The organism is Trichocoleus sp. FACHB-6, assembly GCF_014695815.1.
Taxonomy (GTDB): domain Bacteria; phylum Cyanobacteriota; class Cyanobacteriia; order Cyanobacteriales; family FACHB-T130; genus Funiculus; species Funiculus sociatus.
In genome coordinates this window covers 75,681-87,193 of the sequence record NZ_JACJOY010000027.1, presented here as the reverse complement: position 1 = coordinate 87,193, position 11,513 = coordinate 75,681, and the positions used below count along the sequence as shown (strand labels likewise).

General features: G+C 43.8%; 13 protein-coding genes and 1 pseudogene. 1 reads left to right on the top strand and 13 read right to left on the bottom strand.

Going from position 1 to position 11,513, the window contains the following annotated elements:
- The 6 genes and pseudogenes from H6F66_RS28270 to H6F66_RS05980 form a co-directional block, all read right to left on the bottom strand.
- A pseudogene (locus tag H6F66_RS28270) lies at positions 1-161 on the bottom strand (IS1 family transposase); the annotation flags it as partial.
- A gap of 181 nt (positions 162-342) precedes the next feature.
- On the bottom strand, positions 343-1,302 hold the full coding sequence (locus H6F66_RS06000; protein ID WP_190419215.1) for a PhoH family protein: 960 nt from the start codon (positions 1,300-1,302) through the stop codon (positions 343-345).
- 305 nt (positions 1,303-1,607) lie between these two features.
- Positions 1,608-2,063 carry a KH domain-containing protein gene (locus H6F66_RS05995; RefSeq protein WP_190419213.1) on the bottom strand — a complete coding sequence of 152 codons (456 nt, stop codon included), beginning with the start codon at positions 2,061-2,063 and terminating at the stop codon, positions 1,608-1,610.
- On the bottom strand, positions 2,026-2,286 hold the full coding sequence (gene rpsP, locus H6F66_RS05990; RefSeq protein ID WP_190419211.1) for a 30S ribosomal protein S16: 261 nt from the start codon (positions 2,284-2,286) through the stop codon (positions 2,026-2,028). Before rpsP ends, H6F66_RS05995 begins: the two co-directional genes overlap by 38 nt.
- A gap of 163 nt (positions 2,287-2,449) precedes the next feature.
- Complete coding sequence (gene ffh / locus H6F66_RS05985; RefSeq protein WP_190419209.1) at positions 2,450-3,901, bottom strand: signal recognition particle protein; 1,452 nt, start codon at positions 3,899-3,901, stop codon at positions 2,450-2,452.
- Between the two features lie 730 nt (positions 3,902-4,631).
- On the bottom strand, positions 4,632-5,012 hold the full coding sequence (locus H6F66_RS05980; RefSeq protein ID WP_190419207.1) for a histidine kinase: 381 nt from the start codon (positions 5,010-5,012) through the stop codon (positions 4,632-4,634).
- Positions 5,013-5,357: 345 nt separating this feature from the next.
- Here H6F66_RS05980 and H6F66_RS05975 point away from each other — a divergent pair, with 345 nt between their 5' ends.
- Positions 5,358-5,558 carry a hypothetical protein gene (locus H6F66_RS05975; RefSeq protein ID WP_190419205.1) on the top strand — a complete coding sequence of 67 codons (201 nt, stop codon included), beginning with the start codon at positions 5,358-5,360 and terminating at the stop codon, positions 5,556-5,558.
- A 367-nt stretch (positions 5,559-5,925) separates the two neighbouring features.
- On the opposite strand, the gene H6F66_RS05970 is transcribed toward H6F66_RS05975, so the two are convergent.
- The 7 genes from H6F66_RS05970 to fraC all read right to left on the bottom strand — a co-directional run bounded on the left by H6F66_RS05970 (position 5,926) and on the right by fraC (position 11,497).
- Positions 5,926-6,618 carry an SAM-dependent methyltransferase gene (locus tag H6F66_RS05970; protein WP_190419203.1) on the bottom strand — a complete coding sequence of 231 codons (693 nt, stop codon included), beginning with the start codon at positions 6,616-6,618 and terminating at the stop codon, positions 5,926-5,928.
- A 207-nt stretch (positions 6,619-6,825) separates the two neighbouring features.
- Positions 6,826-7,638: an ATP-dependent sacrificial sulfur transferase LarE gene (gene larE, locus H6F66_RS05965; protein WP_190419201.1), complete on the bottom strand. Its 813-nt coding sequence runs from the start codon at positions 7,636-7,638 to the stop codon at positions 6,826-6,828.
- Positions 7,639-7,715: 77 nt separating this feature from the next.
- Entirely contained in the window at positions 7,716-8,162 is a 447-nt protein-coding gene (locus H6F66_RS27555; protein ID WP_199295119.1) for an ATP-binding protein, read from the bottom strand.
- A gap of 54 nt (positions 8,163-8,216) precedes the next feature.
- Entirely contained in the window at positions 8,217-8,903 is a 687-nt protein-coding gene (locus tag H6F66_RS27550; RefSeq protein ID WP_199295118.1) for a histidine kinase dimerization/phospho-acceptor domain-containing protein, read from the bottom strand.
- 89 nt (positions 8,904-8,992) lie between these two features.
- A complete protein-coding gene (locus tag H6F66_RS05955) occupies positions 8,993-9,772 on the bottom strand; it encodes an ABC transporter permease (protein ID WP_190419239.1) in 780 nt (259 codons plus the stop codon).
- A gap of 97 nt (positions 9,773-9,869) precedes the next feature.
- Entirely contained in the window at positions 9,870-10,880 is a 1,011-nt protein-coding gene (locus H6F66_RS05950) for a DUF5357 family protein (protein WP_190419199.1), read from the bottom strand.
- Positions 10,881-10,954: 74 nt separating this feature from the next.
- Positions 10,955-11,497, bottom strand: coding sequence for a filament integrity protein FraC (fraC, locus tag H6F66_RS05945; RefSeq protein ID WP_190419197.1), 543 nt, complete (start codon positions 11,495-11,497; stop codon positions 10,955-10,957).
- Positions 11,498-11,513: the final 16 nt, after the last annotated feature.

The following is an 11,513-nucleotide window of genomic DNA, read 5'->3' as shown; positions in this document are numbered from 1 at the left end:
ACATTTTCAAACATAAAGCTTTGATCTCATCGGAATATCCTTGGGGGGCTGTGTAAACATCAATAAACTGACGACCACAATCGACACAAATGTGATGCAAGTTTACCTCGCATCTTACCGTTCTTACGGATATGATTGGAACCGCATTCAGGACATTGCATCAGATTTAGCCTCAATTCATAGCACCATTATCCAACGCCAAAAATAGTTGTATAGCAATTCTATTTGAGTTGTGAGCCAGCCCTTCAGATCCCCGACTTCTCTAAGAAGTCGGGGATCTCGCCTTCACGAATCATTTAGGATAATTTGGGCTGAATGCCAGTAGCAACAAACTATTGACTATTACTTTGCTTCGTGCTGTTCGTAAGCTGATACAATTCTCTCAACTAAGGGATGGCGAATGACATCAGTTTTGGAGAGATAGCAGAAGGAAATACCTTCAACTGACTGGAGGATTTTCTGAGCAACAGCTAATCCTGACTGTTGATGTCCAGGCAAATCTGTCTGGGTGATGTCGCCTGTAACAACCATCCGGGAACGGAAACCAAGCCGAGTCAGAACCATTTTCATCTGCGCTGGTGTGGTGTTCTGGGCTTCATCAACAATCACAAAGGAATTGTTGAGGGTACGACCGCGCATATAAGCTAGGGGTGCGACTTCAATAACGCCGCGTTCCATCAAACTAGGAATTTTCTCTGCGTCGATGAATTCATATAAGGCATCGTAGAGGGGGCGCAGAAATGGATCGATTTTCTGCTGTAAATCCCCAGGCAGAAATCCTAATTTTTCGCCTGCTTCTACTGCTGGACGTGTTAGGATGAGCCGTTCGTACTGATCGCTAAGCAGCGCCTGAACTGCTAAAACTGCTGCTAGGTAGGTTTTACCTGTGCCTGCTGGCCCAATGCAGAAGGTAAGGTCGTTGGTGCGTACTGCCTGGATATACTGCCACTGGGGGAAAGTTTTGGCGCGGATTTCTTCGCCACGACGGTTTCGGGCTAGAACTTCCTCTTGCATGGCTTGCATTTCGTCAGTGCGTCCAGTATCCACGGCGTAGGCGGCGGTGCGGATATCGACTTTGGTGATCCGCTTTCCGTCTTTCCAGAACGGTTTAAGGCTTCGCACTAACTCATAGCAACGGTCTACTTGTTGCTGGGTTCCAGAAATTATCAGTTCTTGTCCGCGCAACACTATAGTTGCACCTGTAGACTTTGCTAGGACTTTGAGGTTTTCTTCCCGATCTCCCGCGAGGGCGATCGCACTATTTGTACTCGGTAGTTGTACTGTCTTAAAGGCCTCTATCATTTATATATTTATGTGAAAGAACGCCCGATTTATCGCTTTGCAGCTCCCAGCTTGGGCGTCCCAAAAAAAAGGCAATCATGTAATCTAAAAGGCAAAAGCCAAAAGAAAGAACTTGTAGGTTTTGATACTTTTTGCTTCATATCGGTCAAAAACCACGATGAAGTATCGTTATTCAATCCCCCAGCTTTAGACATTGGATATTCTTTTTGCTTTTGCCCTTTTACTTTTGACAGATGAGTAGGTTCTGCTCATCTCCCCATTCCCCCATCAAAGCTAAACGCGATCGCTTGAGCGTTTGACAAGTTTTAATTGGTGCGGGATTTGGAAGAAGGTATTGGAGCAGACGGGCGACGGGGTGGATCTTTCTTGGGGCCTTCTCGGTTTTCCGGGGGAGTTTCAAGCGATCGCGCCGGACTTCCATAAATATCTAGATGTACAGATTGTCCAGCAGCAAGGGCAGCCGCTTCAATTACTGTCCGAATTGCCTGAATATTCCGCCCCCCTCGACCAAATACTCGTCCCTTATCCTCACCTTCAAAGGCAACCCTCAGCCAGGCTCGCGTGTTGCCTTGTGACATTTCACAGTCTACGCTCAGTGACTTTGGCGACTCTAAAAAGGCCTGCACCAAAAAATTCACCAGAGCGGCATAATCCGGTTGTACTCCCCCACGAGGGGACGTTCCTACTGGTTTGATGGTTGGAGTTGGTTTACCCAACCCGTTCTCATGAGGTGGCTCTTGCACTGGATTGTTCAAGGACATTAGCTTTTTGCAGAATCCGACGCACAGTTTCTGTGGGCTGCGCTCCTTCTTTGAGTCGCTTGGTTATGGCAGGCTCGTCCAACCTTACTTCATCGGTTCTGGGGTTGTAGAAGCCCAGTTCTTCCAGGGGACGACCATCCCGGCGGGAGGTGCTATGCACCGCTACAATCCGATAGCTAACTTCCCGCTTTTTGCCGAATCGCTTTAATCTCAGTTTGACCATGTTGATGAAGAATGCTCCTTATTGGATTTTAAGCTATTAGCCAGATCCACTTATGAGTAACGAGTTTTGAACTTACAATTATAACTCATAATTCATCGCCCGTTCTCTGTTTCCCTCGTTAAGAGTCAGAGACTCTTAACGAGAAACTGCTAATTTTTAACTTTTAGAGAGTGCCGAAGCCTTTCTTCTTCTTCTCCTTTTTCTTTTTCTTGCCTGGGTTTCCTGCCGAGTAGCCGCGCCAACCGGGTTGAGAAGGCTGATTACCGCCGCCCATACCGCCCATGCCGCCGCCCATCATTCCGGGCATACCGGGGAAGCCGCCCATACTCATTTGCTGCATGGCTGTTCTCATTTTTGTGAAATCAGTTACCAGCTTGCTCACATCTGATTCTAGATAGCCAGCACCACGGGCAATCCGGCGACGGCGACTAGGAGACTTGGCTAATAAATCCGGGTTGGTGCGCTCCTGTTTGGTCATGGAATTAATCATTGCTTCCGTCCGCTTTAGCTGGGTTTCTCCCTGCTTGAGCTGTTCGTCGGAAATCTTGTTCATCCCCGGAATCATCTTCAGGAGTCCCCCCAGAGATCCCATATTCTTCAAGAGCCGCATCTGCTTGAGGAAGTCGCTAAAGTCAAACTTAGCCGAGAGCATTTTTTCCTGCATCTTCTCGGCATCTGCTAGGTCGATTTCCTCTTGGGCTTTCTCCACGAAGCCGATAACGTCTCCCATGCCCAAAATCCGGGAAGCCATCCGGTCAGGATAAAAAGGTTGCAGGGCTTCGACCTTTTCACCCACGCCGACAAATTTAATCGGCTGTCCAGAAATCTGCCTTACAGAAAGCGCCGCACCGCCACGACTGTCGCCATCTAGCTTGGTAAGGATGGCACCAGTAATGCCAATCTGTTCGTGGAAAGTACGGGTGAGATTTGCTGCTTCTTGCCCGGTCATGGCATCCACCACCAGCAACGTTTCGTGCGGCTGGACGGTTTGCTTGATTTTGGCTAATTCAGCCATCATGTCTTGGTCAATTTGGAGGCGACCAGCAGTGTCAATAATTACCGTGTCTACACCGTCTGCCTTAGCTTGTGCGACACCTTGCCGCGCAATTTCCACTGGGTTCGCGTCTGTACCAAGTTCAAACACTGGCACGTCAATCTGTTTGCCCAACGTCACGAGCTGGTCAATGGCTGCGGGACGATAGATATCTGTTGCTACCAGTAAGGTACTGCGATTTTGCTTGCGGAGATACAAAGCTAGCTTTGCCGTAGCTGTGGTTTTACCTGTTCCCTGCAAGCCAGCCATCAAGACGATGGTGGGGGGCTTATCGGCTGAGGCGATGGGAACATTGGTTTCTCCCATTACTTGCACCAGCTCATCGTAAACAATTTTGATGAACTGCTGGTCGGGGCGGACTCCTGAGATTACCTCAGCACCTTGCGCCTTGGCTTCGACATCGGCGATAAAATTTTTGACTACCTGGAGATTGACATCCCCTTCCAGCAATGCGCGACGAACTTCTCGCAGCGCATCTTGGATGTTGGATTGGGAAATTTTGTCCTGACCTCGTAGTGTTTTCCAGGCAGATTCTAGGCGTTCAGCAAGTGCGTCAAACATATTATTTGTATTTTTTGGTTTAGATAATTATCCTGCTTATCAAAGTGATGAGGATTAAGTGGGAGAGGAACTCAGGGTAGAGGGGATTATTAATTGCCAATTACCCATTGCCAATTACTCATTTGATAACTGCTCCCCAAAGCGCTGTGAAAGGGCATTGGTTATATTAACCAATTTTTGTTTAAAAAAAATGCGATCGCAATATTCTAAGCGGATCTTTGTCAGAGGGGTTAGACACCCTCTGGGAAGACAGTATCATTTGTGTAAATTAAAACGATTACATAACCTGCAATTGTGGAGAACATTGAAATTAAGATCAGCTGGTTGTCTCTTAGAGCTGAAACTGTGGTAGTTTTAACCCCTATCTATACAGGGTAATCGTTTTCGCGCTTGTCTGTGATGCGGCTTCAAGCTTGAGTTTGACTCGTATCAACCAGACTTCCACTACTTCTTATTAGTAACCAGAAGCCTTTTGTAAACGCCGACATTGAAACGGGAAGGGTACAGACGGTGCCAGGGATCACTGAAAGCCAGTTTGCCCGCGTGTGGGCCGAAGCAGCAGCTTAAAAGGGAAAAAGGCAGAAGAAAGAGGAAAGATTCCTTCTTTTGCCTTTTTTTGCCCCTTTTTGAGACTCACAACTTACTTTAGCCTAGCCATATCTCGTTTCAAGCCAGAGGCGATCGCTGTGCTTAGCTTTTCAAGAGGATTGCGATCGCATAAAAGTCTTTCTTAGGAAGCGCTCAGCACCGAGTCTGGACGACACGCTTTAAGTCCCAGCGCGGGATTATTACGATAGGAAGCTTCTGGAACCCAGACATTGACACTGCGATCCAAAGATACGCAGTAGATATATCCCACATCCTGAGCGAACTTCATTCCTACTCGCAAGTTAGAAAAATCGTCTTCACACATCTCGTAGCCAAACCGCACCAGAATCTGAGCCGCTAAGCACTCAGGTGTATCGCTGTTTTCTCCACAGGTTTCTCGTTCTTGCCAAAACTTATCTAGAAATCGCTTGAGAATGGGTAAAACCTTATTAGGGCTACCATTCCGGCTGGCATAAATGATGACAGGGTTGCCCTCTACGAGAATATGACACGATGTAAGCATTTTTTTATTTCCTAGTCAGTTATATCTTCTGGACTGAGCTACAGAGTTGATGTCTTCCCAATATATGTCTTTAGCCTACCTATCTGAAGTATTAAATCAAACTTTTGGAGGATGTAGTAGTTTCAGATTTGTCGGTTGTTCGTCAAATTTTACAGCCTTTGCCTGCCGACCAGTATCGGCTATGCAAAATCGGAATCGCGATGCTACCTGCTCCCAAGATTATTTGTGAATTTTTGTTTAAAAACCAGTTTTGTAAATTTAGATACAGAATTTTCTGTTATATTGAATAAGTAAGGGAAAAAAACGACCTTTAAACATCACTTAAGCAACACGGAGAAACCTGGTATGTCTACTCAAGAACAAGCTCGCGCCCTCATGATGCGTCATCATCACATCATCAAGAACCGTCAGCAATCCATGCTAGGTCGCACAGCAGCTGAAGTGGGTATGGATGTTGAAGGATCTGAATACTGGAACCACATTCAGGGACAGCCTCATCCCAGCTTCCGAGCCAGCTATGACCGCAGCAATGCTTCACTGAGCTAGGTTTATTGCAATTAATCGGCTAGAGTCCGTTTTCGATAGTGGTGTAACAATTCAATAAGGCTTTCCAAAGCCTGTGAATAAATGAATCGATTTGAATCAGGGCATTCTTCAAGCAGAAGAATGCCCTGAAGCTTTTTGAGCATAGTTGGGAAGCCACCCCTATGCGTGGATTAAGAGCGCACGAGAGTGCGTGGCTGTTGAAGAATTTTATTTTACCTATGCGTTTTGGGTTAAATTCTCAAAGACCAAACGTACAACTATAGCGTTTCTCAGTTGGGTGGAATATATCCCGGTTCTGACGTTCACTGTTCAGTCCACCTTGATAGGGACATGGCAATGCCATGTCCCTACAGATGTATCACACTGATCACTCCTCATTTTTTGGCAATACCCGCAACATTTGGTTGCCACCTTTTTGAAATTCATAAGGTACTTGTTTGATTCCCAAGTTGTAGCCTTGTGCTTCTAATTCTTCCATAACTGGCACGAGCATTGGTGACGCTTCTCCAGAAAGATGCAAAAGGGGAAAAATTCGCACTTCTTTGGCAACGCGGCAAAGTTCGATAATTGAGTTGATGTGAAAGTCTTGTGAGAGAAAATCAGAATAGGTAAATAAGAAATGACCGCACAAGGCTAAATCAAATTGATTGGCCTTGAAGGGCAAAACAGGTAATTCAGCGGTTATGTATCGCTGTTGTTGAATTCCTAAGGGCAAGTCTTCGAGAAATTGCTGCATGGCTAACATCCGAATTTTCCCCATTTGTTCTGGTGACTGGATATTCTGCCAAACGTATCTGTCGAGGTTGGCTTGAACGCCGTCTATAACTTGTTGGTAGGTTTCTTGGATACGCTGTTGAATTTCACTGGCGGTAAACTGATATACGGGATCGCAAGATCTAACTTTGTACCCTTGGCGTGTCATCTCAATATTAAAGCTGGCAGGGCCACCAGCACAATCAAGAATTGTCCTTTGGAGGTCGTCAGGAGTTAGGTGAAACATCCCACTATATTCTTTTAATGAACGTCCCCAAGGAATGACACTTTCAAGCTTTAATCCCATATGTTTTTTTAGCGCGATTTTGTTTATGAACTACCCAATATTTTCCTTGACTCGTTAAAAGCAAAAGACTGGGAATGCTCCCCTTCAAGGTAGAGTCTCGACCTTCACAACTGGAGGTTCTGCCAAGTTCTCGTTAAGAGTCAGAGACTCTTAACGAGAGAAAGTTAGGTTTAAGCGGCTTGGGAAGTTCAAGACGCATTGACGGCGTTAAACTTTCTGCAACAAAACTTGATTTAATTTGCCGCTGCGGTAGCCTTCTAAATCGAGGGTGACGTAGATAAAGCCGAATTCCTGAAAGGCGGAAACTAGAGTTGGTAAATCGGTGGTTAAGACAAATTCTTTGATTTGCTCTGGTGATAACTCAATTTTGGCCGTATCGCCATCGGAACGGACTCGGAGATTAGATAAACCTAGCTTACGCAGATAAATTTCGGCTCTTCCGACTCGTTGCAGTTTGCTGACGGTGATTTCTTCGCCGTAGGGGAAGCGGGAACTCAGACAGGGTTGAGCGGGCTTATCCCACCAGGAAAGTCCTAATTGTTTGGAGATTTGACGTACTTCGGCTTTGCTTATTGTGAGTTCTGCTAAGGGCGATCGCGCTCCTCGTTCTTTCGCCGCCTTAATTCCTGGTCTATAATCTCCTAAATCGTCGGCGTTGACACCATCCACGACGTAGGGATAACCGAGTTCAAGGGCTAACGGTTTCAGGGTGTCGTGCAGTTCGCTTTTGCAGAAATAGCAGCGATTGACAGGATTCGAGGTGTAGTTGGGGTTGTCCATTTCGTGGGTTTGCACTACTTTATGGGCAATTCCAATTGCTGCTGCTTGGATACGAGCATCTTCTAGTTCTTCTGGAAGAAGAGAAGGAGAAACGGCGGTTACGGCTAAGGCGCGATCGCCTAAAACGTCATGTGCAATCTTGGCAACTAAGGTGCTATCGACGCCTCCGGAATAGGCAATCAGAGCCATTTCCATTTCTGCAAATAAGGTTTTCAGTTGCTCAAGTTTTTGATCAATCATGGTTAGTTAAAAAAAATTGAACCGCTCCAGGCAAGAAAGTACGCAGAGGAAGAGAAGGCTGCATGAGAGTTACTTTTTTACGGTAGCGAATTTTGGGCGGTTTTTGATGAATCTTGGGGCTGTATTGGTAGGTGTAATGTAAAGCAGGAGCCGCTTAAGAGTTTTGACTTTACTGTAATCTCGCCACCGTGTAGTAATGCCAGTTTGCGGCATAGAGCCAAACCTAAACCGGTTCCTTCATATTGGCGATTCAGTCCGCTATCTAGCTGCTGAAACGCTTCAAAGAGGATAGTTTGCTGGGCTTCGCTAATGCCAATACCAGTGTCAATCACTGAAAATAAGATGGTGTCTGCGGTTTTTTCTACGTTGAGCGTTACTAAACCAGTTTCTGTAAATTTCACTGCATTAGACAGCAGGTTTACCAAAATCTGTTCCAAGCGGTGGTTATCAGCTATGCAAGTTGTAATATTTGGCGCAATATATACTAATATTTGTAACCCTTTTTTTTGCGCCCGTTCGCGCACAAGTTTAACAGCATCCAGACATATTTCTTCTACTAGCAGTGTTTCTAAAGTTAATTATTCTTGACACGCTTCAATTTTAGATAAATCCAGAACGTCATTAATCAGTTCTAATAAATGATTGCCAGATGAACTAATAGCAGTGAGGTATTCTTGCTGTTTTTGGTTGAGTCTCCCAAAAACTTGATCTAATAGCAGGCGCGAAAACCCTAAGATGCAGGTTAGGGGTGTTCGCAGTTCGTGGCTCATGGTGGCGATAAATTCGCTTTTGGTACGATTGGCAATTTTTGAGAGTTGTTTTTCTTCCTCTAGTTCTTGGGTACGCTCTCTGACTTGCTGTTCTAGGCGTTTGTAGGTTTGAGCATTGTAGAGTGCGATCGCACTCTGGTCAGCAATTCTTTCTAATCGGTGAGTTTGGTTTGTCTTTGCTTTTAGATAATTCACGCCTGCCTTATCTTCTAAACAACTATTAAATAAATTTAAGGGTATTTCTTGCTTTGATTGCTGGAGTAATTTTAGTATCTCCATACTCATTTCTTCCAGGGAAATATCTAATAATACTGCATCATAGCTTTGCTCCTGCAATAGTTTCTGACAAGCAGCAGAAGTTGCGGCAACATCATAAGTAACAGCGGCTACTGCTTTGTGCAGCCTTTTAATAATCAGCTCTACATCCAAACTTGATTCTGACACTATCAGTAGGCGGAGGTTAGCTGGTTGGGGTGCTAGTGGCGGCTCCGGCATTACCAAGAGAAAGGTTTGAAATAAAACTAAAGATTAAAGAGTGGTTTTATACTCTCGCTATCGCGCCTTAACTAACTTTACACCTGTAGTTAAAATTCACGCCTTGAAAAAATTAGGATAGCGATCGCCAAGACTAATACAGTGTACAGCAAGCCATACACAGCATTGCTTAAAAGTGTTATTGAGTCAGGCAAAATTCCATAAACTGCCTGATTTTTTAGGTCTAGTCTGGATAAGTCTGGTAATACCAGATATAGGGCTTGAGTTAGGCGTTCAATATCGGCATTGCGGCTCAAGTTCCCTAGTGCTAACAAATCCCGGCTGGAATGCCCCATTAAATAAATTCCAAAAGTTAGCAAAGTAGCGAGCAAGGAGCTAGTAAAAACGCCTAACATCAACGCAATACCAGTTAATAAGCATAACTTAAAAAATAGGTAGAGTGCGGCAATCAAAATGCTAACTACTGGGTACGAAATCTGAGCCAAACTCAAAAAAGCCAGATAAATTCCAGTCATTAGTGCCACTAATACACCCAGCACCGCTGATAGTCCTAGTTGTTTGCCAATAATAAATTCAGCGCGGCTAATTGGCTTAGGAATTAACACCAAGACTGTGCGCTTATCAATTTCTTTGTTGATCAGCCCTGTGCCAACAAATATAGCGACAATTGAACCCAGTACATCAATTGCTGCCAGACCTACATCTAAAAGCATTTTATCTTCTGTTGTTGCCGCAACTTCTGGTAGCAATCGCCACGCTGCTGCCATCACAAGAGCATACAAAACGATGAGATAAAGGACGCGATCGCGTATTACTTCCCGAAACGCATTGGTAGCGATCGCTAAAGTTCTCTTCAAGCTTCCAATCATTTCTTTAAACACATTGCTTTGTCTTGGTTTTGCTGTACTTAAACTCATTGTTATTCTGAATTAATACTTATTTACTACAACGATTTATTATATTTTATTACCCTTGACTTCTGGCTGCTTGATTCTGCTTTAAGGTACTGGCTGGTTGACAGCTGACTTGAGCGACCGGAGTTGCTTGTCCCTTAGTTTCGTTGGATGTCGCCTCAGAATTAGTATCTGCTTGCTCATAGGTTTGAGTAATCTGGCAAGACTTGTTTATGTAATATACTTCAGGTTGAGATCGCGGCCCTTGCCAAATTGCCAGTAATTGTAAGTTATAGCCTGAGTTAATTGACGATATTTTAGACGTATATTGCCACCATAAATCTTCCTCAACATTAGGAAGCCCTTTGATCGCTTCCTTTTTAAGGGCATCTATGCGCGGTTGCGGTTGTAGCAGCCATCGTTCCACTTCTGACCAAGGTTTATTATCCAACTCTTGGTTTAAAAGTGGTTCCATAAAGTCTAAAACTATGGCACCTCTGGGAGGTATCGGCTCTGTAGATTCCATTCTAAACATAAAAGCACTTTCGCTAAAGTCATCGGACATTAAGGTGGGATATTCACTCAACCAATTTTGAGCTACAAAATAAAATTGAATCCAGCAGCTAATCAGTATATTGCTGGCAAGCAAAATTAAGTCTCTTTGACGAATTGCTGGTTTAGGCAATGTTAATTTCATGCCTTGATCGAGAAAATCTGGGACAATAGCAATCAGTGCCGATAATGTAGGCCAGATTATCAAGCCCGCCTCTTGTTCTTCCGGCGTTCGATGGCCAAATACGAAAGTACAGATTAAGGCCCCCGTAATCCAAGGACTCAGATACAGATTGCCAATTTTTATTTTGTTTTCTGTGCTAGCCCAGCTTGTCCCAGCAATTAAAAATATCCATCCCCAAAAACTAATAAAATCTCGCGCTTCATCGGTTGTCAAAAGAGACATTATCCAAGAAAATGTACTTAGATAAATTAGTGTCTTCCAAGAATAAGCACGAGAAGGTATGAAAGGCTCGATTAGCGACTGCAAAAATTTAAAAAAATCTTTTATGTCTACTACGATCCAAAACATTGCTAATTTCCTTGCACTAAAAAATTAACCTCAATCATTTTTTTTGGTCGGGAAATGCCTCAAAACCTAAAAAGTTATATAATTTCCGAACGAATCAAAAATATAATAACTAAAATAACACCATAACTACAGAAAGTTGCTTGAAACATTATATTTGCTAGATTCGGACGTTCTTGGGTTTCAACGTTACGAGCGGTAATAGTTTTTAGCTTCCTTTCTTGGGGTTCAGATGTAGTTGGTTTAGGTGGCTCGATTAAAAATTGAATTAATTGTAAAAAATTTAATTTTAAGAGATAATTAGACAGGAAAACAATAAATATTGTTAAAATTAGCTGCGTTGTATATGTTGAAGATTGGTTAATTGTAAAAAAAGCATCAAAAAAAATGTAACTAATTACCTGCGCTCTCAGTTCCACTGGCAGCAAAGGCAAAACATAAAAGAAAATCCACCATCCTACAATACTTGAGAGTAAGTTAATCAACATAGCATAGTCGGCGCTGGTTTGGCGACCAAGGTTAAGATTTCTATGTAGAATGAATGATTCTATAGCGATCGCTACCAGTAAAAAGAGAAATTGAAATAAAATCGTAGGCAGGGGGAAAACATTTGAACCCATAAGACTGTCTCCCTAA